The 25,339-nt window shown below is 36.4% G+C and carries 17 protein-coding genes; 9 read left to right on the top strand and 8 right to left on the bottom strand.

Features of this window, described 5'->3' with window-relative positions:
* Nucleotides 1-16 precede the first annotated feature (16 nt).
* Nucleotides 17-3,259: a hypothetical protein gene (locus QOL71_RS09115; protein WP_379953688.1), complete on the bottom strand. Its 3,243-nt coding sequence runs from the start codon at nucleotides 3,257-3,259 to the stop codon at nucleotides 17-19.
* Between the two features lie 152 nt (nucleotides 3,260-3,411).
* On the opposite strand from QOL71_RS09115, the gene QOL71_RS09120 reads away from it, so the two are divergent.
* The 3 genes from QOL71_RS09120 to QOL71_RS09130 all read left to right on the top strand — a co-directional run bounded on the left by QOL71_RS09120 (nucleotide 3,412) and on the right by QOL71_RS09130 (nucleotide 6,251).
* On the top strand, nucleotides 3,412-4,194 hold the full coding sequence (locus QOL71_RS09120; protein WP_283416625.1) for a T9SS type A sorting domain-containing protein: 783 nt from the start codon (nucleotides 3,412-3,414) through the stop codon (nucleotides 4,192-4,194).
* A 195-nt stretch (nucleotides 4,195-4,389) separates the two neighbouring features.
* The gene (locus QOL71_RS09125) at nucleotides 4,390-5,145 is read left to right on the top strand and encodes a T9SS-dependent surface endonuclease, AS87_RS02955 family (RefSeq protein WP_283416626.1); all 756 of its coding nucleotides are present in this window, start codon (nucleotides 4,390-4,392) and stop codon (nucleotides 5,143-5,145) included.
* A 335-nt stretch (nucleotides 5,146-5,480) separates the two neighbouring features.
* Nucleotides 5,481-6,251, top strand: a complete 771-nt coding sequence (locus tag QOL71_RS09130; protein WP_283416627.1) for a T9SS type A sorting domain-containing protein — start codon at nucleotides 5,481-5,483, stop codon at nucleotides 6,249-6,251.
* A gap of 137 nt (nucleotides 6,252-6,388) precedes the next feature.
* Here the strand turns inward: QOL71_RS09130 and QOL71_RS09135 are convergent, their stop codons facing one another.
* From QOL71_RS09135 to QOL71_RS09145, 3 genes are all read right to left on the bottom strand, one after another.
* The gene (locus tag QOL71_RS09135) at nucleotides 6,389-9,205 is read right to left on the bottom strand and encodes an aminopeptidase (protein ID WP_283416628.1); all 2,817 of its coding nucleotides are present in this window, start codon (nucleotides 9,203-9,205) and stop codon (nucleotides 6,389-6,391) included.
* Nucleotides 9,206-9,271: 66 nt separating this feature from the next.
* Nucleotides 9,272-10,630: an orotidine-5'-phosphate decarboxylase gene (gene pyrF, locus QOL71_RS09140; protein WP_283416629.1), complete on the bottom strand. Its 1,359-nt coding sequence runs from the start codon at nucleotides 10,628-10,630 to the stop codon at nucleotides 9,272-9,274.
* A 199-nt stretch (nucleotides 10,631-10,829) separates the two neighbouring features.
* The gene (locus QOL71_RS09145) at nucleotides 10,830-11,378 is read right to left on the bottom strand and encodes a DNA-3-methyladenine glycosylase I (RefSeq protein WP_283416630.1); all 549 of its coding nucleotides are present in this window, start codon (nucleotides 11,376-11,378) and stop codon (nucleotides 10,830-10,832) included.
* Between the two features lie 378 nt (nucleotides 11,379-11,756).
* On the opposite strand from QOL71_RS09145, the gene QOL71_RS09150 reads away from it, so the two are divergent.
* Nucleotides 11,757-13,292: a serine hydrolase gene (locus tag QOL71_RS09150; RefSeq protein ID WP_283416631.1), complete on the top strand. Its 1,536-nt coding sequence runs from the start codon at nucleotides 11,757-11,759 to the stop codon at nucleotides 13,290-13,292.
* A gap of 76 nt (nucleotides 13,293-13,368) precedes the next feature.
* Here QOL71_RS09150 and QOL71_RS09155 read toward each other — a convergent pair whose 3' ends face one another.
* Both QOL71_RS09155 and QOL71_RS09160 read right to left on the bottom strand, forming a co-directional pair.
* Nucleotides 13,369-14,640 carry an aminotransferase class I/II-fold pyridoxal phosphate-dependent enzyme gene (locus tag QOL71_RS09155; RefSeq protein WP_283416632.1) on the bottom strand — a complete coding sequence of 424 codons (1,272 nt, stop codon included), beginning with the start codon at nucleotides 14,638-14,640 and terminating at the stop codon, nucleotides 13,369-13,371.
* A gap of 75 nt (nucleotides 14,641-14,715) precedes the next feature.
* Nucleotides 14,716-15,753, bottom strand: coding sequence for a PLP-dependent cysteine synthase family protein (locus QOL71_RS09160; protein ID WP_283416633.1), 1,038 nt, complete (start codon nucleotides 15,751-15,753; stop codon nucleotides 14,716-14,718).
* Nucleotides 15,754-15,972: 219 nt separating this feature from the next.
* Between QOL71_RS09160 and QOL71_RS09165 the strand changes: the two genes are divergently transcribed.
* The 5 genes from QOL71_RS09165 (at nucleotide 15,973) to QOL71_RS09185 (ending at nucleotide 23,859) form a co-directional block, all read left to right on the top strand.
* Nucleotides 15,973-19,458 carry a glycosyltransferase family 117 protein gene (locus tag QOL71_RS09165; protein WP_283416634.1) on the top strand — a complete coding sequence of 1,162 codons (3,486 nt, stop codon included), beginning with the start codon at nucleotides 15,973-15,975 and terminating at the stop codon, nucleotides 19,456-19,458.
* An 83-nt stretch (nucleotides 19,459-19,541) separates the two neighbouring features.
* Nucleotides 19,542-20,075 (top strand): DUF1697 domain-containing protein, encoded by a 534-nt coding sequence (locus QOL71_RS09170; protein ID WP_283416635.1) that lies wholly within the window; start codon nucleotides 19,542-19,544, stop codon nucleotides 20,073-20,075.
* Nucleotides 20,076-20,194: 119 nt separating this feature from the next.
* Nucleotides 20,195-21,004, top strand: coding sequence for a 3-deoxy-8-phosphooctulonate synthase (gene kdsA, locus QOL71_RS09175; protein WP_283416636.1), 810 nt, complete (start codon nucleotides 20,195-20,197; stop codon nucleotides 21,002-21,004).
* Between the two features lie 374 nt (nucleotides 21,005-21,378).
* Nucleotides 21,379-23,586 (top strand): TonB-dependent receptor plug domain-containing protein, encoded by a 2,208-nt coding sequence (locus QOL71_RS09180; RefSeq protein WP_379953746.1) that lies wholly within the window; start codon nucleotides 21,379-21,381, stop codon nucleotides 23,584-23,586.
* Between the two features lie 18 nt (nucleotides 23,587-23,604).
* Complete coding sequence (locus tag QOL71_RS09185; RefSeq protein ID WP_283416637.1) at nucleotides 23,605-23,859, top strand: hypothetical protein; 255 nt, start codon at nucleotides 23,605-23,607, stop codon at nucleotides 23,857-23,859.
* A gap of 50 nt (nucleotides 23,860-23,909) precedes the next feature.
* Here the strand turns inward: QOL71_RS09185 and QOL71_RS09190 are convergent, their stop codons facing one another.
* Both QOL71_RS09190 and QOL71_RS09195 read right to left on the bottom strand, forming a co-directional pair.
* Nucleotides 23,910-24,626 carry a C40 family peptidase gene (locus tag QOL71_RS09190; protein WP_283416638.1) on the bottom strand — a complete coding sequence of 239 codons (717 nt, stop codon included), beginning with the start codon at nucleotides 24,624-24,626 and terminating at the stop codon, nucleotides 23,910-23,912.
* A gap of 31 nt (nucleotides 24,627-24,657) precedes the next feature.
* Nucleotides 24,658-25,305, bottom strand: a complete 648-nt coding sequence (locus QOL71_RS09195; RefSeq protein ID WP_283416639.1) for an O-methyltransferase — start codon at nucleotides 25,303-25,305, stop codon at nucleotides 24,658-24,660.
* Nucleotides 25,306-25,339 lie beyond the last annotated feature (34 nt).

Consider the following 25,339-nt stretch of genomic DNA (forward strand, 5'->3'; position numbering starts at 1 on the left):
AAGCATTGATAATTATTTAAAAACTGGCTCGGATTTGCATACTTCCGATATGGATAGTTCTGTCACCGGAGTTTCGACCTTCATAGTTGACATTCAATTGAATGAAGGAATTAATGGCTTGCTGGATATATAAAGTCCAGACCTGGTTTTTCCCGGCTTTCAGGCCTTCCAGCATTTGATTTCCGACAATGCTGTAGCTGTTGCCCGTGAAGTCGTTGTTGATAAAGGAAAAGTTAGCTCTAATGGACGTCTTCGCTTTTTCCCACTGAAGTGTTCCTGATATTTCGTAGGTTTTTAAAAGTTCTTCGCCGTCGGTTCTTTTTTTCTGGCGCAATGCTCCAAATAATTCTGTTTGCAGAGTTTCGGTTAATTTGTATGTAGCTTTCGGTTTGGTTTCCCAGTTTTGAAGAAGGTAGTTTCTTGTATTGTAAACTTGTGAGCTATTGGTCACATTCTGGAGCGTGTTTTCCCAATCTGCACGAAAAGTTTTTGTAAAGGAATAACCGAGATTCATAAAATGAGATTTCTGAGAATGTTCCTCATTGCTGAAATTAGCGTTCACCAAATTATCATTATCTGTATATCGGTAACTTCCGTTCCATCCAGATTTTTCATTAGAATTAAATAAAGCTGAAGCCAGAATATTCTGAGTTCTCAGTAATTGGTCAGCTTGTTTTTCGAAAGGATTCCAAACCAGGACTTTGCTGCCTTTAAGATAAGAATTTTGAGAAAGTAAGGATAGGTTAAAGTTCCATCGTTTAAGGAAAACATTTTCCGAACTGATAATGACAGAAGGATTGACGAATAATGCGACCTGAAGCTTATTTTTATTAGAAGCAAGATAATTGACGCTGTTGGTGTAAACTCTAATGTATTGCGCCAAATCTGCGTATTCTGCCACTTCAAATTCGTCTAATTGCTGAATGCCGTCGTTGTTATAATCCGTCCATTTGTAAACACCTTGTCCGTCGGTTACTTTGATATATTGAAATTCACGTTGCGCTTCCTGTCCATTCCCTAGTTCGTAGAAAAGCTGCAGACGCATTCCGTTTTTGAATAACTGCTGATTGTAAAGGATATTTCCTACAACAAAATCCTGATTCTGATCGTTTGCAAAAGTCTGATTCTCATAAAAGAATTTTCTATAATGAATCAAAGTCGATAATAGAGTAGTCTCGGTTTTGATGATTTGACTTTCCGCCTGAATCCCGAGAATATTATTCATCTTTTGTAAGCGATTATCCAGAACAGAGTCATTGCCTCGGAAATAAATTTTTGCCAGTAATTTGGTTCTTACAGAATCTGCAATTTTTTTCTGAATGAAAACCTCTTTCCAACTGAAACTGGTCACATCCAACAATTGCGTGGCGTTATATTTTTTCTCGTTATGTTCCATAGAAGCGCCCAACATCCAGCTTCCTTTTTTACCAGCTAATTCGGTTGAAACCGCTCCTCTGATAAAAGTGGTGTTAAGGTCTGTGGATTTGGTATCCAAATAAGAAATAGCTCCGAGGTTGGTGAATTTCCCGATTCTCCAGGTGGCATCCAAATCATTTTTGATTCCTTTGTAAGTGTTGGTTTCTTCGAGATAATTGATTTTATAATTAACAGATGATTTTTTATTAAAGTCATTCAGAAAAGAAAAGATAAATCGATTCTGCGTAATCTGACTAAATTCATTGGTTAGGTTAAAGTCTCTCCAGAAATCAACATTGTTAATTCTGTCCAGAATGTGAAAATTCTTCTGTATGACCTGATATTCGACCATTGGTGTTCCTGTCCAAGTATTTTTTCGGAAGGTTTTATTAGCATAGATTCTTGCCGCATATCCGATATTCTGCTTATTATCTTTTGATGAATAAAGGTTGAGATCGTAATTGCTCATCGAAACATCAGTTCCAATAACACCTTCATTTAATGCATATTCAACGTTAGCAGAATAAACCTGTGATTTTTCCGGAGCGGGGAGTTTTCTTACTGCCATATAATCTCCCAAACCAGTTCCTACATATTGGAAAACGCGGCCGTTGTTGGTGGATTGCTGCAGTTGGTAATCGCCTTTTCCACTTCCGAAATAAGTGAAAGACACCTGGTAGAGCACCTGAGTCTGGTCGGTAGAAAACTCATAGTGGAAAGGATCGGTAGTGAATACTTTTTTGTAGAGAATTTTATTAACGTCATATTCCGTTTCCACACCAGACGGCGAATACATAGAATCCTGATTGTTTCCTGCATTAACCAGTGTTTGCTTGTCTTCATCGCTAAGATTCAAAGATAAAGGCGCATTTTTATTGTCATTCTCCATAAACCAGCTGAATCCGGCTTTCAGTTTTTCTCTTTGATGCCTGATGTTTCCTGTAATCAAAAATCTTGTATAATTCCGATTGGTGTAATTATAAGATACGTTGATGAAATTCTGTTTATAAATTGGCCGAAAACTGGTGAATGTGATTTCGCCCGTATTATAATTAATAATATAATCTTGATTTTCGCCACGTTTCATCAATATTCCGTCGATGTAAACCTGTTCCGAACCTGAAATAATCGTAATAAACAATTCTCCATTTTTCCCAGTCAATCGATAAGGTCCTTGATTGCCTTCAATTCCTTGGAATCGCATTCTGAAGAATTCACTTCTTGCAACGCCACCGGAAACGTCAACGGAAGTTTTATTACCATTCTTTTCCCAACTCGTGAGAAATTGCAAACCCATACTTCGTCTTTGATATCGTCCGAAATAAGTCGTTTCATCATTCAGGTCGAGATGTCCTGCCCGGATGATACTATGGTTTTTGATATTAAGCTGAAGATAGATTTTGTCAAATTCCTGCAAGGTCTGAGTGTATCCATCAGCCTGAACAGGAAGATTATGGTCCGAAATGGAAGCCAAAATCGAAACATCAGGACTTAGCTTTCCGGAAATCTGCATATCCATAGAACTCTGCACAGATGAGCCCTGGTTATTTCCAAAAGTAATACCTCTGATAATGGAACCTTTGGAATTGAGTTCGCCGAGGATTCTTTTCTTGTCGTTTTTTACAAGGACTTCTTCGTCATAAATGACGCGATTCTGTTTTTTGATAAAGTCAAGCGTGTCTTTGGTGTAAAAGTCCTGATTGATTTTAGAAATAATAACACTGTCTTTTTTAAGGGAATCTTGTGGAATATTTGGATTTTTCCAATTGAATATCTGTGCATTAATCTTGATTATTGCAAAAAAAATACAGATTATTAGGAAAATTTTATTTATCTTCGACACCCTTTTTCTTGTGATGTGTAAATGTAGTAATAATAGGCTTTATAACGAATTAACAATTATTTAAAACGGAAACAGGGTGCGTAAAATTATACTTAGCATTAAAATTTTATATTTGCCGAGCATAAAAACTGAACAATTTTAAACTTTATATTATGAAAAAATTTTATTCTTTATTAGCTGCAGTAGCGATTACTGCAAACGTGGTTGCTCAGACAAAAACAATTACTATAGATGTTGCAAACATTGGTGGTACGGCAGTTTTGGGAAGTAATAATTATAACAGCGGAGCTGAAAAAACTTGGTCAACCGGAGGTATTTCTTTAGGGGGTAAGGCAATTACTACCAATACAGCCAACAGCCCTGCCAGCGGTGACGTTGCAGGAACTTACGTTCAGGCACAAGCTAACAATGGTGTTATCTACAACACGGTAGCATTACCTGGGAGAGTTGTTAGTGTAACCCTTAACCAAGGTGGTACAGCAAGACAATCATCATTATTCGGTGGTACAAGCCGTTTGGTAACAAGTACAGCAGCAGATTACACTACAGCTGGAACTCAGGTTGGATCTGCTTCTACAACAGGCTGGACTTCCACAGATTTAACAGGTACAAACTACACATTTTTTGCAATCAAAAGAGGTGCTAATGCTGCATACTTTACCTCTATTACTATCGTTTATGAAGATCCGACAATGGCAGTAATAGATTCTTCTAAAGGGAAAGCTAATCTGGTTAAAAATACAATCGTAACCAATGAATTGATCTTCGGTGCTTCTGCAAAAGTTTCAGTTTATAACGCTGCTGGTCAGATTGTGAAGACTGCTGAAGTTTCTGAAAATTCAAAATTAGATGTTTCTGGCTTGGTTAAAGGAACTTATGTTGTGACAGGTCTTGTTAACGGACAAGCTGTTTCTCAAAAAATTATCAAGAAGTAATTTAAAATATTTCTATTTTATATATGAGTGCTGTCAGTTTTGACAGCGCTTTTTTTATTAACTGAATATTATTTAGAATATAACAAATTTTTAACTGTAAGTTTCTGATTGTTATTGTTTTATTAATGCTTTGGTAATCTAAAGTAAGATGAATCGTGATAGATTTGACACAAATAAAATCTAAATAATCTAATTATGAAAAAGATCTATTCTTTCTTCGCAGCAGTTGTTTTGACAGCAACAATGTATGGACAAACAACAGTTTTCAATGCCACTTTTGATGATGTGGATGGAACAGGAGGCAGTGATGGTAACTGGTCTTCCAGTGTTGCAAGTAATGCGCTTGCAAGTTATACAACAGGAGGCAGCTGGGATTTGACGAGAGCTTATAAAGGTGGAGGTTGTCTGAAAATGGGAACTGCAAGTGTTTTGGGAGTATTAAAAACACCAGGCATTACTTTGACAGGTAACGGAACACTTACTTTCAGAGCGGCAGCCTGGAACGGAAATAATGAGCAAACTACTTTGAAAATTTCTGCTACAGGAGGAACTTTGAGCTTGGCTACGGTGACCCTTGTGAAAGCCAGTTACACAACTTATACCGTTAATATAACCAATGCAACCGGAAATCTGGTTATTGCTTTTGAAGGTAATGCAACTGCAAACGGCAGATTTTTTATTGATGATATAAAAGTCACAGCTCCAACAATGGCTGTTGCAGATGTTATCAAAGCAAAAACCAATCTGGTTAAAAATACCATTGCAACAGATGAATTGTTTTTTGGTGTTTCTTCAAAAGTATCTGTATATAATACCGCGGGACAAATGGTAAAAGCTGCTGATGTTACAGAAAATGGAAGATTGGATATTTCTGCTTTGCCAAAAGGTAATTACATGGTAACAGGTCTTGTTAATGGACAGGCAGTATCTCAGAAAATTATCAAAAAATAATTTTACACTAAATCTATAAATGAACGTTGCCAATCCTGGCAATGTTTTTTTGTTTAAAAGCTATTGAGTTTAATGTTTATTATATATGATTTAAAGCAGGCTTAACATTTCATCACATTAATATGTTTACATTTGCGGAAGGGAAAAGGGGGAATTGCTGGGCTTACAGAATGTTAATTTTTGCCAGTAAGAAATTCAGAAACATTGACTGTAATGATGTTTATCAATATAAAAATGTTAAAAAATAAATTAAATTTTGCTGAATGCATTTTTTTGTTAACTTAGCATCCCTTTACAATAATTAAAAATAAAAACAATTTTTAAACTTTAATAAAATGAAAAAAATCTTTACAATTTTAAGTATTGCGGCTGTATCTTTAGTTTCTGCTCAAAATTTGATTCCAAATAATGGTTTTGAAACTTGGACTTCAGGAAAGCCAGATGGTTGGTTTATACCGACTGCTGCAACTATTGCTCAATCTTCTACAGCACACAGTGGTAGCTCTTCATTATCATTAACTTCGCCGGCTTCTGGTAACAGTACTGTAAGCCCAACAACAGATACTCCGGTAACTGCTGGAACAACATATGTTTTTTCAGGTTGGTATCTTGATAACTCTACTACTGCAAGATTTAAGTATTGGAATCAATTCAGAAATACAGCGGATACAGGTGCTAATAATATGCAAGCTGCAGATTATTCGACAGATTCCCCATCTTGGCAATTTTTCACAGCAGAAGCACAACCTAATGCTGGTGCAACAGTTGCAAGACCGGGTTTAAGAGTATATCCTGAAAACAACGCAGGAGGAGGAGTAATATTGTTTGACGATATTATGTTCTATGTAAAAGGTTCAATGGCTGTTACAGATATCAAAGATTTTGATAAACAAGTTCAGTTTAATACAATCGTAAAAGATCAGATTACTTTCAAATTACCAGTTAAATCAACTGTAAATATCTACTCTGCAGAAGGTAAATTAATCTCTTCTAACAGAGTTGAGAACGGAGGTTCTGTAAGCACTCAGTCTTTAGTTAAAGGTGCTTACATCGTAACTGTTGATAATGGTGCTAACAAAATCAGCAGAAAAGTTATCAAAAACTAATTATAGTTTTTCTTAAAAAGCAAAAGGCTTCCAAATTTTGGAGGCCTTTTTTTATTTTATATGTGTTTTCGGGGTTCATAATCATTTCTGCTAGTATTTACAATGTCATCCTGAGTTTGTCGAAGGATCTTTTTTTATTAATAAACTCCTCGTCTAAGATTATTAATCAGAGCACCAAGATTCAGAACCAAGGTATATCGTATCCTGTAACCATAGTCTTTAAATGAGGGCTCAAATCCTAAACTGGACGCTACAGGAAAATAGATTTCCAAAAAATCCGGCACCACTTTTACCTTTACGCCGGAATCCCAAATGAATTCGGTGCTTCTGCTCTTATTTGTATAAATCCCTGCATCAGCATACAGGTTGAACCATTTCCAAAGATGAGAATCAACATTAATACTGGTGATGAATTGATTCACAGATGTATTAAACATCGATTTGAAACCGCCCTCTGCCAGAATAAACTGCTGAGATAGGATTCCCGAGGTGGCACTCTGCCCCAATAATCCATAAGAAAAAGAATAGTTGGAAACACGGGATATCCCATAATTGAACAAAGCATTCTTCGTGTCGTTCCTCAAAAAATAGCCTGCAAACCAACGGAAGCTGATTTTTTTGTCTTTAGCAAATTCCCAGCGGTAAAACGCTTCAGCAGAAATTTTCTGAAAATCTTCCATCCATTGCAAATTGCCCGAGATGTATTTTTCGTGAATCAATCGGTTATCGGAATAGGAATAACCAAGATTCCAAAGGTTATATTTGGAATACAAGTTATTCTCAATCATCAATGGTGTCAATTCCCGCTCATAATAGTTATATGAGAAATATAAACTTCTTCCGATGGCACTTCTGGGATTTTTGTTGAAATTGAGAGCTGTTGCTGCTCCAAATTTTTTATAAGCCAAATCCGTATTATAATGAAAATAGGAACCTGAAACTGCAAAATTCCAGCTCCTGAAAAAGCTGTTCGGTGGAAGAATCGAATAGCCAAGTGCACCCGAACCCGTCAATTTCCCTGTTCCTGTACTGTAATACGGTGTGAACGAATAATCAAATTTCTGGTCAAAGATCCCCTGATTCTTAAAATTGAGACCAACCAAAATCTTATCGTAAGCATTGAATGTTAATCTCGGTGTTAAAAAGATTTCATTGTATTCAGGGTTTTGAATGTCTTTAATCAGCTTGAATTTTATTTTTTTTGTGTTGGAAAATAAGCCTTTTGTATAGATATAATTGTCTCTGTAATTGGATTCAGGAAAAATGTAATTATCATTTAAAACAATTTTTGCCACATTTTCTTTTGGAATCAGAATCGAGTCTTTTGCTTTGGAGCTGCCATCTTTCCAATAAGTTGTTTTCTCATCATTCTTATTTTCCGATTCAATTTTTAAAGGGATATTGGAAGCATTTTTATTTTTGATATTTACCTGATAATGATCGTTTTGTTCTTTAATATTTTTCAAATTAAAATTAATCCTGTGCTTCTCATCCATCATCGGACTCAGAAAGACTGATTTTCCGGAAGTGAATTTTTCAATATTATTGAGGAAATCTTTACCTGTTGTTTTGGTTTTATAATTAGAAGACAGATAATTTTTCAGGAAAAAATCAAACGAATTCTGCCCTTGGTATTCCGAAATATAATTCAAAAGACTTCCCATTTCAAATTGACTGATTGCAGTTGTATTAAAATTGCTCAACAAATAATATGGCGTTGTTATTTTCTGGTCGAGATTCTGCGTGTAGATATAATGATAAGCCAGTCCGTAACGCTCGGAAAGCTTCAGCTTGGAAGCATGAAATAATTTCAAAGGTTTGATTCCGAAAATCTTTGCATTATCGGGAAGATTCCCAAGAAGCTTATGATTGGGGTAGAAATTTTTCAGATATTGAATTTCGAGGTAGGATTTCAAGCCGTTTTTCAGCCAGTGTTCTTCCGTTTTATTAGTAATGAAATATTCGTCCATTATTTTCTTTGAGACGGCACTGAAGTAATCTAGATCCGTCTTTTCATAATCCGTAAACATCTGGAATTTGAATTTCCAGAATTTGATGTCATCAATACCGATAAATTCTTCCTTATTCAGGAATTTTTGAGTAATGAACAATTTGTCAGGAAGATTTCCAACTCTTGCCTTTATGAATTTGAGTTGTGTCGGCAAAAGAAAACTTAAAACCTGTCTTTGATATTCAGTGATCTGATAACCTAGTTGGATATTGATTTTCTGACCGTCAACATCTAATAAAAATTCGGGATAAATCTCTCGGGAGAATTGAAATTCCGGGTCATTGATCGAAGTTCCTTCAAATTTGGAATCTGATTTTTGATTAAGGTTAGAATAAATTTTCCAACTGTTTGGAATTTCAAAATTCACATTCCAAAATGAGCCGGCGTTGGCAGTTTCTTCCGTATCTCTATATGAAACGTTACTTTGATTTTCATTTTCATAAGTTTCCGGAACCAGGAAAAAATATTTTAAAAGAATGCGATTGGCGTCCACACCATAACCTGTAAAACGGGCGTCAGGCAACTGAATTTGATATTTCAGATTAAGTCTAATACTCTTTCCAGATTCCAAAGGCTGCCCAAGCGGAATAAAAATGTTTTCCTGAGTTTTATTAAGGATTTCTGAGGAGATATTCCCGTAAGAATATTGGAGATTTTCTAATTTCCCCAGTTTATCATCTTTAGCAAAATACAAATCCTTTTTTCTGTCTTCAACTTTTCTTTTGAGAAGTGGTGTTTTGCGATTTTGGTAAGCCGAAACCCAATTCAGCAGCTTGATTTGATTGATGGATTTCTGATGCGGATTATGATAAATCAAAGTCTGTTCTACAGAAATCGATTTTTGATCATCATTCAGTTTTACATTCAACAAAATGCTGTCTTGCTGAGACTTTGCCCAGAAAAAAGGAAGAAATAAGACCAAACATAAAAGAAATCGCTTCATCAAAAAATATAAGTAATTAAAACTACTACTTTTTTTCTGATGAAGCGAGATGTTATATTGTTAAAATTACAAAGAATCCTGATAAGCTTTCCAGCCTTCGTTTTTGTAACGTAAAGCTTCTTGTTCCGGCTCGTCTGCTTTATAGATGCCGCGTCCAACGATGATGAAATCGGTACCGTAATTTTTAATCACATGTTCCGGAGAATTGTATTGCTGGCCTTTGTCATCGCCACTTGTACCCAAATTCACACCTGGTGTAAACAATAAGATTTGGTCAGAAACTTGATTTTGTGCTACACAACCGATTATACTTGGATGATTCTCTATGATTTTCAAAGCTTCTTCACGATAATGAGAATCTGTTAAAGTTCCTTCAGAAGACATTCCTAAAATCGCGACCACACCAACATTCATAAAGCAATCTAAGCTTTTGCTTCCTCCAATAACGTGGGAAGTTATCAAATCTGCCCAGTTGGAAATCTTGTAAGTTCCGTAAGAAAACTGCAGTTCCTGAGTGTTCCCGATGTCAGCAAATTTCCGGTCTTCCATCAAAAGGAAATTATGTTTCGTTGCTATATCTTTGAGCGGAAGAATGGTTTCATCAGCATCAAAATCGTTCAGAATATCGATATGAGTTTTAAGAGCCACAATGTGAGGACCAACAATGTCAGCGAAATCCAATAATTCTTTTGTGGTAATAAAATCTGCCGATGCAATTAAGTTTGATCTTTTTTCAATAGCGATTTCAAGGATTTTCTTAGCAAAAGAATGTTCCGCTACTTCCAGTTTTTGTTCATAAGACAGACGTTTTTTCTCTTCAAAAACCACTTGATTTCCGTTCACAAAATCTCTGATTCTCGATACTTCCTCATCATCGATGTAATTAACTTCTCTCAGGATTTCCACAACCTCAGAGATATTGAAAAGCGAATGAACTTTGTAACCTTTAGCTTCTAGTTTTTCTTTTCCGCCTTGCTGTCTATCAAGAACTACAACAATGTCAGAAACCTTGATGCCTTCATTTTCAACCTCATCAATGGTTTCTACCAAAGATTTTCCGGAGGTGATGACATCTTCTACCAATAGACAGTTTTGTCCTTTCTCGTAGATTCCCTCAATCAGTTTTTTTGTTCCGTAAGCTTTGGCTTCTTTTCTCTTAATAATTAATGGGAGATAACTTTCCAGCGACATTGCTGTCGCCATTGGAAGCGCTGCGTAAGGAACGCCACAGATGATATCAAAATTATCCAGCGGCAACATTTCCAAGAGATAATTAGCTAGTTTTTTCAGGATTTTCGGATCAGAAGCGAGTGGCCGCAAATCCACATAAAACGGACTTTCTATTCCGCTTTTCAGTGTAAAACGCCCAAACTTGATAATCCCGAGTTTATAACACTCGAGGAAGAATTCTTTTTTACTTTCCATTGACTTTCTTTAGATTTCGACAAATTTAAGGCTAATTTTTATTAACCACAAAGGCACAAAAGTTTGAAAATCAAAAACACAATTTTGTCATTCCGTAGGAATCCCTACAGAGTTTGCTTAGATTCCTACGGAATGACAAACTAAATGCTCAAAATATTTCATTGAATTTTTCACCACTTTCTTTTGTGACTTTTGTGGTTTATTCTTTCCACTTCGGATTCGCAGCAAAAATCCTTTCATTGATTTTGCAATCGTCGGAATGTGCGCCTTTCAGAAAACCAATACTCATCAGAAACTCACCGACGATTTCGCCGCCTGTGAATCTAAAGGTTTTTTTGAACAGTTTTACCCATTCTTCCTTTGTTTTCAGATGATGATGTTCCAACCATTTTTCGAATGAGCCAAATTCCTTTTTGAGTTCCAAAATGGTTTTGGCGTTTTCTATGGCTGCATTGACTTTGAGTTTGTTTCTGATGATTCCCGGATCAGCCAATAATCTCTCCCGGTCTTTTTCTGTGTAAGCGGCAATTTTCTCGATACTGAAATTGCTGTAGGCTTTTCGGAAAGAATCTTCCTTTTTGAGAATCGTTTCCCAACTCAATCCAGCCTGATTGATTTCCATTATGAGTCTTCCAAACAATTCATCATCATTGTGAATCGGAAAACCATAATGATTATCGTGGTAGTTTTTGTGCAACGCTTTCCGGTCTTCGGGCTGCATTGTTTCTATGGCTTGGCAGTATGACATCTTATATTTTTAAAATTGAATGTAAAGGTAATTTTTTTTACCGGTTATTAAAATTTCCCTAAAATAGGTAAAAGGAAGAGTAAAGTAAACAAAAGAAAGAGTTGAGTAGACAGTCAGAGGTCTTGAATAAGCATTCAGAAGAGTTAAGTAAGTAGTCAGAAGACTTGAGTAGATAGTCAGGGGTCTTTAGTGAGCATTCAGACGAGTTCAGTAGACAGTCAAAGGTAATAAGTAGATAATCAAAGGTCTTAAGTAGATTATCAGTCAAAGTTTAAAATTTAACAATGATATCTGGTTTGAAATATTGTTTAATAAGCTGTGAATATGATTAAGGATTAGAATTAACAATTTCTTATCTTCGTGCAAAGCTTTTTTAAAATGTATAAATCAATATCTTTTTTCTTTTTACTTTTCTCTTTTGTCTTTATCAATGCTCAGATTGAGGAAAAAAAACTGGATGAACTTATTCAAAATTCTCTTAAAACTTTTGATGTTCCGGGAATGTCTGTTGGCGTTGTGAAAGATGGAAAACTAATTTATGCGAAAGGTTTTGGTGTTCGCTCGCTCAACAATAATCAGCCGATGGATGCCAATACCCTGGTTGGTATTGCTTCTAACAGTAAAGGTTTTACCTGTACAGCTCTTGCCATTTTAGCAGACGAAGGCAAACTCAATTGGGATGATAAAGTGACCAAATACATACCGGAATTCCAGATGGCTGACCCTTACGTTTCTCAAAATGTAACGATAAAAGATTTGATTACGCATAGAGCAGGATTGGGATTGGGACAAGGTGATCTAATGTTTTTTCCGGAAGGTGGTAATTTGACAGTGAATGATATTGTTCATAATGTAAGATTCCTCAAGCCGGAAAATCCTTTCAGAACAACTTTGGATTATAATAATATCATGTTCATTGTTGCCGGAGAAGTGATTCATAGAGTTTCCGGTTTGCAATGGGCAGATTTTATCGAGCAAAGAATTATGAAACCTGTCGGGATGACGGCGAGTTTCGGTTCTTATAATAGAGCGAAAAATTCTCAGAATATTATCGATGCACACGCTCCGGTTGATGGGAAAGCGATTGCTGTTCCACACGACTGGAACGAGACGGCGAACGCTGCAGGCGGTATAATGAGCAATATTCAGGATATGACGACTTGGGCCAATTTTCTTCTGAATGGATTTGTGACCAAAGACGGGAAACGTCTGGTTTCTGAGAAAAACGCTCACGAATTATGGAGTCTTCAAATTCCGGATAAAGTTGGATTGACTTCGCCTTATGATACGCATTTTTATGGTTATGGATTGGGCTGGTTTTTGAGCGATGTTAAAGGTCATTTGCAGGTTCAGCATTCCGGAGGTTTGATAGGGACTGTAACCCATTTTACATTGATTCCGGATTTGAAATTGGGGATTGTGGTCTTGACGAATCAACAATCTGGTGCGGCATTTTCTACGATTACCAATTCTGTGAAAGATGCTTATCTGGGTGTTGAAAACCGTGATTGGCTGAAGCTTTACGGTGATAGAAATAAAAAAAATGAAGAGACTTTTGCCAAGCAGAAGAAAGATGTTTATGATAAGGCTTCGAAGTTCAAATCAGATTTGAAGGACGACCAATTCATCGGCTGGTACAAAGATGATTGGTTCGGGATTGTTGAGGTTTCCAAACAAGGCAAAGGTTATAGAATTATTTCTAAATCTTCTCCAAGACTTAAAGGTGATTTGATTCCCTATTCTGCGAATTCTTTTGTGGCGAAATGGGATGACAGAAGTTACGATGCGGATGCGTTTTTTATTTTGAATTTTGATGAAAACGGAAAAGCGGTTTCTGCGAAAATGAAACCGATTTCTGATGTGACGGATTTTAGTTTTGATTTTGAGGATTTGGATTTGAAGAAGATTAATTAGAAAAGTTGATTTGATAAAATAAAAACGCCTAAACAATTTTGTTTAGGCGTTTTATTTAATAAGAATTCAAACCACATTAAATTGGCTTAAATTCTAAGTTTTGCTCTTTCAATAATTTAGCTTCAGCTTCTTTGTAATAACCGCTTGCTAATTTGTTGTAAATCGATTCGAAAGCTGCAAGGGTTTCGTTGATTTCAGCATCGGTATGAGAAGCGGTTGGAATTAATCTAAGAAGAATCATTCCTTTTGGAATTACCGGATAAACTACAACAGATGTGAAAATTCCGTAATCTTCTCTTAATTCTTTAACTAATAAAGTCGCTTCAACAGGTGTTCCCTGGATGAAAACCGGCGTTACACAAGTGTTGGTGTCACCAAGATTATATCCGATTTTTTTCAATCCACCTTGAAGTTTTTCAACATTTTCCCAAAGCTTAGCCTTGATTTCCGGTCTTGTTCTCAACAGTTCCAATCTTTTCAAACCTCCGATTACCATTGGCATTGTCAGAGATTTAGCAAAAATCTGAGATCTCAGGTTGAATTTCAAATAACGGATAATCTCTTTGTCTCCAGCTAAGAATGCCCCGAAACCAGCCATAGACTTAGCAAACGTAGAGAAATAAACATCAATCTGATCCTGGCAACCTTGCTCTTCACCAGCTCCTGCTCCGGTTTCTCCCAATGTTCCAAATCCGTGAGCATCGTCAACCAAGATTCTGAATTTATATTTGTCTTTAAGCGCGCAGATCTCTTTCAGTTTACCTTGTTGTCCTCGCATTCCGAAAACACCTTCGGTAATTGCTAAAATTCCGCCGCCTGTTTCTTCAGTGACCTTTTGAGCTCTGATTAAGTTCTTTTCAAAACTTTCGATATCATTATGTCTGTAAGTGAAACGTTTTCCAGCGTGCAGTCTGACACCGTCCACGATACAAGCGTGAGAATCTACATCATAAACAATCACGTCATTTCTTGAGACCAAAGCGTCAATCGTAGAAACCATTCCCTGGTAACCGAAATTCAAAAGATAAGCAGAATCTTTCTTAACGAAATCCGCCAATTCTCTTTCCAGTTGCAAATGCTGTTCAGTTTCTCCGGACATTGCTCTGGCTCCCATCGGATAAAACATTCCAAACTCTGCAGCGGCTTTGGCATCAGCTTCCAAAACTTCGGGATGATTACACATACCCAAATAATCATTAGCACTCCAAAAAATAACCTCTTTCCCCTGAAACTTCATTCTCGGTCCAATTGGTCCTTCTAATCTTGGGAAAATATAGTATCCTTCACCATAATCTGCAAATTGTCCCAGCGGACCTGGATTTTGTTTTATTCTTTCAAAAATGTCCATTTTTTCTAACTGATATTTTTATTGATTGAAAAAACCTTTTGTATGACAAAAGGTTATGAATTTTGTGTTTAAATTTTATTTGATGATTTCTGTTTTGAAAACTTCATCATAGTTGTGAAAACAGTTGTTGATAAAGCCTTGTTCTTCCATCCATTTGTCGCTGTATACTTTAGTGATATAGCGGGAACCATGGTCTGGAAAAATTAATACTATCAAGTCATCTTCTTTGAACTCATGGGAATTGGCATACTGAATCAAAGCCTGAGTTACTGCTCCAGTTGTGTAACCCCCCATTATTGCTTCCTTCAAAGCAATCTCTCGGGTTCTGTAAGCTGACATCTCGTCATTAACTCGTACATATTCATCAATCGTATCAAATAAAAGCGCACCCGGAATCAAATTTTTTCCAAGACCTTCAATCTGATAAGGATGAATTTCTGTTTTATTGATTTTTCCTGTTTCGTGGTAAGTTTTTAGAATAGAGCCATCCGCATCTACACCAATCACTTTGATGTCAGGATTTTGTTCTTTCAGATATTTTGCGGAGCCGGAAAGCGTTCCGCCAGTTCCTGTGCAGGCAAAAAGGTGAGTTATTTTGCCTTCCGTCTGTTTCCAAATCTCAGGGCCTGTGGTTTGGTAATGTGCATCAATATTCAATTCGTTGAAATACTGATTGATGTAAACCGAATTAGGAGTTTCCGCAGCAATTCTTTTAGCTACTTCATAATAAGATCTTGGGTCATCTGCAGGAACAGAAGCCGGGCAAACATAAACTGTTGCGCCAAGTGCCTTTAAATAAGCGATTTTTTCAGCCTTTGTTTTATCGCTAACTGCAAGAATGCATTTGTAACCTTTGACGATACAAACCATTGCAATAGAAAAACCGGTGTTTCCGGAAGTGGTTTCTACGATTACAGAATCTGATTTCAGGATTCCCTGTCTTTCTGCATTTTCTATAATATGAAGTGCAATTCTATCTTTTGTAGAATGCCCTGGGTTATAAGATTCCAACTTAGCGTATACTGTCGCAGGAATGTCCTTGGTAACCTGATTTAACTTGACTAACGGTGAGTTGCCAATCAAACCAAGAATATTATCGTATACATTCGTCATTTTATATCATTTTTTCTCTCAAAAACTGTCTGCAAAAATAAAAAAAAAATTGCAATGTTTTTATTTTTGAGCTGTGAATCTGATTTTGCATTGAAAATATTATTAATAATTCAACTGATTTCCTGCAATTTTCAAAAAGCGCACCAAAATTTTAATTTTTGTTAAAAACTTAAATAACTGAATCAAAAACGTTAAATTCGCCGATATTTCATTTTCCGTATGAAGAATTGGACTTTTAAAAGATGGAACACTATTCTGGGATGGGTAGTTTTTGTAATTGCATTTATCACATATTTATCAACCATAGAACCCAACTTCAGTTTTTGGGATTGTGGAGAATACATTTCTTCCGCTGTTAAATTGGAGGTTACACACGCACCGGGAGCTGCACTTTTCCAATTGGTTGGAGCCGTTGTTGCATTATTTGCTTTTGGTGACGGTCAGCATTATTCTTTGGTGATTAATGCGATGTCGGCCTTGTTCAGCGCATTTACAATTCTGTTTTTATTCTGGACGATTACCCATCTTGTAAGAAGATTACTCAATAAAGAATTCGAAAATATTACAATTGCCGAAGAAATTGCAACCTTATTTGCAGGAGCAGTTGGTGCTTTATGTTTTACATTTTCGGATACATTTTGGTTTTCAGCGGTAGAAGGCGAGGTTTATGCAATGGCAAGTATGTTTATTGCATTGATTGTCTGGCTCATTACAAAATGGGAAAACGAATATCTAGAGAAAGATAACGAAAGATGGATTATCCTTTTGTTTTTCGTCATCGGTTTGTCTGTAGGTGTACATATGATGTGTATGCTGGCTTTGCCTGCGGTTTGTCTGATTTATTATACCAGAAATTATAAATTCACTTGGAAATCTTTCCTTTGGGCAAATGGAATTACTTTGATAATCCTAGCGATTGTCTTCAAAATTATCTTCCCTGTGATAATGACATTGTTCGGAAAATCCGAAATATTCTTTGTAAACGGATTAGGCCTGCCTTTCCACTCAGGGACAGTTTTCGCATTTATTATTTTGTCTGTTCTTTGTTATTTATTCATTACTTATACAAGAAAAACCGGGAAATCATTGTATCAGACGATTGCTTTATCAATTGTTTATATGATGATTGGATTCTCTTGCTGGTTGGTCATTCCAATCCGTGCGATTGCAAATCCTCCAATGAACCTTAATGACCCGGACAACGCTTTGGGTATGTTGGATTACTACAACCGTGAACAATACGGTGATTGGCCGACTTTGTATGGACAAAATTATACTGCTTATCTTGACCCGAATGGGATTGAGAAAAACGAAGACGGAAGCTATAAAACTGAAAAAACTGGTGATACTTACGAAAAAGACGCTACTACAGGACAATACCGTAAAGTAGGAGAGAAATTCAATTATGTTTACAGCAAAGAACACGTTGGTTTCTTACCAAGAATGTTTAGCGAAGATAAATCGGTAATGCCGAATTATATCTCGATGTATGGTGCGCCAGATTTTACCTTCAATTATGGTAATGAGCAAGTCTCTGAAAGTCCGGAAGCTAAACAATTCTTTGATGAACTTCGTCAGAAATATGAGAACGGAACCATCAAAATGGATGATTATCTGAAGGCGAAACAATTCGGAATCATCAATGTTCAGAAACCTACTTTAGCTCAGAATCTGGATTATTTCATTACGTTCCAGAATTACTATTATTTCGGAAGATATCTTCTGTGGAATTTTGCTGGTCGCCAGAATGATGTCGAAGGTCATATGGAAAATACCAATGGAAACTTCATTACAGGTATTCCTTTCATCGATAATAATATTTGGGGAGACCAGAGCGAAATGCCTGCTAAATTCCAGAATGAAAGCACTGTGAAGTTCTTTATGCTGCCTTTGATATTAGGATTGCTTGGATTCTTTTTCCAACTGAATAGGGATTTCGGAAGATTCTATGCGATATTATCTTTATTCATTTTAACTAGTGTCGGGATTGTATTCTACACAGGGATGAAACCATTCGAGCCTCGTGAAAGAGATTATGCGATGGTTGGCTCTTTCTATGCGTTTGCGATTTGGATTGGATTAGGTGTTGCATCAATCTATTGGCTGCTTCAGAAAAAAGTAAAAAGCAAATCGGCTCAGATTATCGTAGGTGTTGTTTTATTAGGAATTCCTTTTATGATGGGATTCCAGAATTATAATGTTCATGATAGAAGCGGACGTTACACAGCTTACGATTACGCTTATTCAAGTTTGAAATCACTGCCGAAAGACGGAATAATGTTCGTTTATGGTGATAATGATACCTATCCGGTTTGGGCCATTCAGGAGACTGAGGAATTCCGTCCGGATGTAAAAGTGGTGAATTTCACATTGTTATCTACACCTTGGAATATTGACCAGGTTAAGAGAAGAACTTACAACTCTATGCCTGTTCCGTCAACTTTGGAGCACGAAGATTACCGCGAAGGTTCCAACGACCAGGTTTATATGATGACGAAAGACGATTGGTCTAATATTTTTGCGAATCTGAAAGACCAGGGCGCACCGGATACAGAATTTGCAGCCTTCAGAAAATATCTGACGCAGGATTCGATTACGATGAAAGAAGCTGTTAGCTTCCTGAAAATGAAATCGCCTGAAAAAGACGAAATCGTGAAAATGATTTTCGGAGAAGAACGTTATCAGAAATTCAACTTCCTTCCGGTTTCCAAATTTGTACTGCCAGTGAATGTGAATAATGCTGTGAAATCTGGAATCATCACACCAGCCGAAGCGCAGAAAGCAGAAAAGCAAATCGTTATCGATTATAAGGGTTCTAGTATGTTCAAGAATAATATGCTGATGTTGGATATCCTGGCCAACTTCGATTGGAAACGTCCAATCAACTTCTCAAGCGGCGGAATATACGACGGAAGTAATTTATTCTTCTTGTCCAATTATCTTAAGTTTGACGGATTCAGCTACAGATTGGTTCCAATCAAGACCGAAGAGTCTGCAGATGGCGAATTGGGAATGGTAAATGCGGACGAGCTTTATAACATTGTGAAAAATTACAGATGGGGTAATTTCAAAGATCTGAAGGTTCATTTCGATGAAACTTGCACACAGAATATTGTAAGCTACAGGTCATCTGCGAGTAGAGCTGCTGAAGCTTTGGTTCTGAAAGGCGATAAAAAAAGAGCGATTGAGGTTCTGGATTTGGCAAGCAGAGAAATTCCGGTTTCAAAATATAATGATCCGAGGTCTTTGAGTTCTATTGTTTACGCCTACATCGTAGCCGGACAAGAGCAAAAAGGTTTGAAACTAGCAGATGACCTCAAGAAAGGAATCTTCGAAGAGTATGATTATTATACCAGATTATCGCCTAAGTTTCAGGTTTATGCAGCAAGACAGATGAAAACCAAACCGATGGAATATTCTCTTGTAGTTGGTGCAGTTTCTGATGCTTACAACAAGATTGGACAGAAAGATAAAGGCTATCAATACCTTGTCAACTCTCTGAATGTAATTGATAAGAGATTCAATACATTCATCAAAGATCTGCAGGAGATGGGCAAAGAAAAAGCTTTCAAAAAAGCAGATGATGTCCAGAAAGTGACATCGTTCTACTCGTATCTTTTTGATATTATGAAGGATTACGATACAACTTACGAATCCGAAAAGATGGATGAGATCACGAAGAAGTTGATGAAAGTAACTCAATAATAAAAAAAGCGTTTCAAAATCTTGAAACGCTTTTTTTATCTTCTAATTTAATTAATTTTACCATCAACCATCAACCATCAACTATGAACAACTTCTGTGCTTTTCTCCGTGGTGTGAATGTAAAAGGAACCAATATGAAAATGGCAGACGTCTGCAAAGTTTTTTCAGATGCAGGTGTCCAAAATGTATCTTCGGTTTTGGCAAGCGGTAATATATTGTTTCAATCAGATAAAGATTCGGCAGAACTGAAGGAAATTCTGGAAAAAGCAATGTCAGAACACTTTAATTACGAAGCTTTTCTCTTCATCAAAAATGAAAAAGAAATCAAAGAAATCTTGAAAAATGATCCATTTCCACCGATTGAAAATTTTCATAATTACATTTTCCTCGGTTCGGAAAAGGTAGAAGAAACTTTGTTAGAAGAATTTGAGAAATCAAATAAAGCAGAGAACGAAAAGGGTAAAATCGTTAACAATATATTCTATTGGCAGGTTCAGAAAGGACAAACTTTGGATTCCAATTTTGGAAAGGTTCTTGGCAAGAAAAGTCTGAAAGATAAAATGACGAGCAGGAATGTCAATACGTTTGAAAAGATTATCAAGAAATTCAATAAATAGATAATTTCAACCCTTTCGATAGTTTGGGTTGGAAAAGGTTTTCCTGCATTAATTCCGTATATTTGTATTCGATTTTCAGACAGAAAACAATCTGAAGTTTATAATTTAAAATCAAAAAAATGATACAATATTTAGATAACATTCATCACAAAGATTCCAGGAACTTTTTCCTGATTGCAGGACCTTGCGCGATCGAAGATGAAACAATGGCTTTGCAGATTGCAGAACATATCGTGAAGCTTTCTGACAAATACAATATTCCTTATATCTTCAAAGGTTCTTTCAGAAAGGCCAACAGAAGTCGTGTCGATTCTTTCACAGGAATTGGTGATGAGAAAGCTTTAAAGATTCTTAGAAAAGTAGGAGAGACCTTCAATATTCCTACAACAACAGATATTCATGAAAATGGTCACGCGGCTTTGGCTGCGGAATATGTGGATGTTTTACAAATCCCTGCTTTCCTGGTTAGACAAACCGATTTGTTGATTGCAGCAGCAGAAACAGGAAAAGCAGTGACACTTAAAAAAGGACAATTTCTTTCGCCAGAGTCAATGAAGTTTGCAGTTCAGAAAGTAAAGGATTCCGGAAACGATAAGACGGCCATCATTGAAAGAGGTAATTCTTTTGGTTACACAGATCTTGTAGTAGATTTCCGTGGAATCCCAACCATGAGAGAATATTCTCCGGTGATATTGGACGTAACGCACTCGCTTCAGCAACCGAATCAGAATTCCGGTGTTACGGGCGGAAGACCAGCGTTGATTGAAACCATTGCCAAAGCAGGAATTGCAGTAGGTGCAGACGGCTTGTTCATCGAAACGCACCCTAATCCTGCAGTTGCAAAATCTGATGGTGCGAATATGTTGAAATTGGATTTATTGGACAGTTTACTCGGAAAATTAACAAGAATCAGAGAAGCGATACTATAAAAATAAAGTCCGGAATTGCCGGACTTTTTTATTAATTTCAGTTTTTCGTATAAGATTTACAAATATTCTTTCGTTCTTTGTATTAATTGCTATTTTTGTTGATTCAAGAATGCGTTAAAAATAAATTTAGATAAAAAACTACAGCTTTGAAAAATTATATCCTTTTAATTCTTTTCTTTCTGCCGGTACTGGCTTTTTCTCAAATCAATCTAAAAGTCCTGGACGAAGATGGAAAAACCGTTTCTGAAGCAGAAGTCACTTATAATAATCAAACTTACCAGACCGATAAAAACGGATTCATCAGGATTCCATTAGCAGATTCTGAACAGGAATTAAAGGTTCAAAAGGAAAACTTCAAAGGTTTTTCCAAGCTCATCAAAACATCGCCAAGATCACAATCGATCAATGTCCTTTTCCTGCCGGCGGTTAAGGAGAATGAGATTCAGGAAGTTGTTTTCCAGAAAAGAGCTAAAAATAAAACCAATGACCTGACATCCATAGAGATTTCTGCAAAAGAAGCTCAGACTGTAATTTCGTTAGGCGGCGGCGTGGAAAGCCTTATCAAAAGTTTACCTTCTGTAAACTCCAATGCGGAGCTGAGCTCCCAATATATGGTAAGAGGAGGGAACTATGATGAAAATTTGATTTATATTAATGATATTGAACTTTACAGACCATTTTTGGTTCGTAATTCTTTACAGGAAGGGATGAGTATCATTAATCCCGATATGGTTTCCACAATTAATTTCTCTGCTGGTGGCTTTGAACCAAGATATGGTGATAAAATGTCGTCTGCTCTCAATATCTATTACAGACAACCGGAAAAATTTGAACTTTCCGGGGAAGCGAGTTTAATTGGTGGGAGATTATCAACAGGATTTGCTTCAAAAGATAAAAAATTCTCAGGGATCATTTCCGGGAGATATAGAAATACTAATTTGGTTCTTAATACTTTGAATGAAGATACGGATTTCAATCCAAGATATTTTGATTTGCAGTCTTATCTTAATTATCAGTTTAATGACAAGTGGTCTTTATCGTTTTTAGGATATTTTGCAAAGAACGATTATGAGATGTATCCTAAGAAAAAAGAAGTAGATTTTGGAAGTCTTTTACAGCCATTGAAATTGACGGTTTTCTATAATGGGCAAGAAGATGACCAATATAAAAATATGATGGGAACTGTAAGTGTGAATTTTAAGCCAAGCAAAAAATGGCAGTTTACACTTGATAATTTTGCTTATCAAAACAGAGAGAGAGAATATTATTCCATAGCTTCGGGATATATTTTAGAAGCTTTTGATGAGGATGGAAATCCTGTTGCTGGCTATGATGCTGGCGGACAGATCGATCACGCCAGAAATGACTTATTAGTTAGAGTGGTTGGATCCCAGTTCAGAACTAAGTTTTCCCCGGACATCAATACGGATATCGAAATTGGGGCAAAATTCGAGAGAGAAATGATAAAGGATTTTACTAATGAATGGCAATTTGTAGATTCTATTGGTTACAGTAATCCAAGAGATTTTGTTCTTCCAGGACAATTGGATATATCTGATCTTAATCTTAACTACCATATTGCCGGGCAAAATAACATCAGACCAACAAGGATTTCAGCTTATGCTCAGTTTTCGAAAAAATTCTATTGGGGAAATAACAGAGTTTTTGTAAACGGAGGTGCGAGAATCCAGAACTGGAGCTTTAACAAAGAAACATTATTCAGTCCGAGAGCGCAGATTGCGGTCAAGCCAAACTGGGATATGGATATGTTGTTCAAGCTTGCGGGCGGAGTTTATTATCAGGCGCCATTTTATAAAGAAATTAAAGATCTGACGGGTGCTTTTAATTCAGATATTACAGCTCAGAAATCTTATCAGGTTATTTTATCCAATGATTACGAATTCCAAATTAAGGATAGGAAATTTAAGCTGACTTCAGAAGCGTATTACAAAAAGATGGAAAATTTAATTCCGTATTATTTAGATAACGTGAGAGTTAGATATTCCGGAAAAAATAATTCCGAAGGTTATGCTTATGGTGTTGATGCAAGATTATTCGGGCAATTTGTTCCGGGTATTGATTCCTGGGTTTCTGCGAGTTATGCAAGAGTTTATGAGAATATCGAAGGGATGGGATATATTCCAAGACCAACTGACCAACGTTTCAAATTCTCTATGTTCTACCAGGATTATATGCCAAAGTTCCCAAGTATGAGAGTTAACCTGACTTTGACCTATGCAAGCGGATTACCGTCAGGAACACCTGTTTTATTTGATTCTAATGGTTTGCCGGATTATCTGGCGGCTTATCGTTATCAGAAAACGTTGCCGGCTTATAAGAGAGTGGATATCGGTTTGACAAAAGTTTTCATTGATCAAAAAGATAATAAAGCCAGCGGAACTTTCTGGAGAAATTTTAAAGAGCTAACTTTAGGCGTTCAGATTTTCAACGCATTTAATATCAATAACACGATTGCCAATCAATGGATCAGTGATGTTAATTCTTCTCCGCACGTCTATTATCCGGTTCCGGTAAGATTGACAGGGAGATTCTTTAACGTTTCAGTGAATTTCAAACTGTAATTATCAAAATCAAATCCTATGAAAAGATCAGAAAACCTTTCAGAATTAAGCAATGAGCAAGTGTTGAAGAATCTGAAAATCGCAAGAACAGTTTTGATATCTTTTTCTGTCATCTTTTTCATTATGATTATAACCTGCGTTTATATCAGCATTACTCAGGGTTTTGGAGTGTTTACATTTTTACCTTTGGCATTTTTACCGGTTTTGATTGCCAATATTATGAGCCATGGAAAAGTAAAAGAAGAAGCTAAATCAAGAAATCTGATAAAGTAATTCTTCTTAATAATAAATAAAAGCTTCCAAAAATTGGAAGCTTTTTATTTTTAAAAATAAGATCTGATGAATCTCAGTTTGTGTGTGTGTCTGTTTTGGTCTTTGTTGAAAATACCTGATGAATCCAAGCTGTCAATTCTTACCTTTCCGTGCGCGTGGATGATTTTCTGGTCTGCTAGGATAAAACCAACGTGAATAATCCTTCCTTCCGAATTTTCAAAAAATGCCAAATCGCCAGGCTTTGCTTCTTCTATGAAAGTCAAAACATCTCCTAGCTCGGCCTGCTGATAAGTATCTCTCGGGATTTTGATACCGTGGATTTTGTAAACAATTTGCGTAAAACCACTGCAATCGATTCCGAAAAAGCTTTTGCCGCCCCAGAGATAGGGAACATTCAGGAATTCCTTGGCGCAGTTGACAATGCTTTCGCTGAGATCGTGGCCACGTGTTGGCGAAGTGGTTTCAAAATTGACTTCAGAACCCATTGATAAAAGCGCTTTTCCACTTTCTGTCATTGTAGATTGGAAAGATTCTTTCACAAGGTTTGTTTTTCTTGATGCTAAAAATTCGTCAGAAACCGGTGAAATTTGTTTTGTGTCCATCCACGCTTCATAATTGTCGTAATGGGTTTTGATTTTGGTCCAGTTGTCTTTTACTTCCAAAATATCAGCAGATTCACCATAAAGAAGTTGTGATACAATTTCGCTTTTGTCGGAACTGTCTGCTCTCAGCGGAGCGATGGAAACATTGCAAATGCCTTTATTCATTTTCAATCAATTATGAATTTAAAAATACGAATTATTTCTTTCTTATCAAGTGTAATCCGTCCCGCAAAGGTAAGATTAGATTTTCGAAATCAGGATCTTCGGTAATGATTTTATTCACGAGTTTGATTTGTTCGGTTTGCTTGTCTTTCGGATTATTTTCGAGCACTTTTCCGTACCAAAGAACATTATCAATAAGAATGATACTTCCGGAACGGAGATTAGGTTTGATGAGCATTAAATATTCCAAATAGCTTTCCTTGTCTGCATCAATGAAAATCAAATCCCAAACTTTATCCAGTTTTTTGATTTCTTCTTTCGCATCACCGATGATGAATTCGATTTGGTTTTTATAATCACTTTCTGTAAAATATTTTTGAGGAATGTAAGCCAGATCTTCATTTTTATCAATCGTGTAGATTTTCCCGTCTTTTGGTAATCCTTCTGCAATACTCAGAGCTGCATAGCCGGTAAATGTTCCGATTTCCAAAACATATTTTGGCTGGAGAATATGTGATAAAATGCTTAACAAACGGCCTTGCAGATAACCGGAGATCATATGTGGCTGAGTGGTTTTCTGATAAGTTTCCTTTCTTAATTTTTTTAAAATGACAGGCTCTTCGGAAGCGTTGTCTTCCAGATATCGATCCATCTCTTTGTCCAATTCTTCAAAATAACTCATTGATCAAGGATTAAGGTTCAAATTTAGTAAACAA

This window comes from Epilithonimonas pallida (assembly GCF_900182975.1).
Lineage (GTDB): Bacteria > Bacteroidota > Bacteroidia > Flavobacteriales > Weeksellaceae > Epilithonimonas > Epilithonimonas pallida.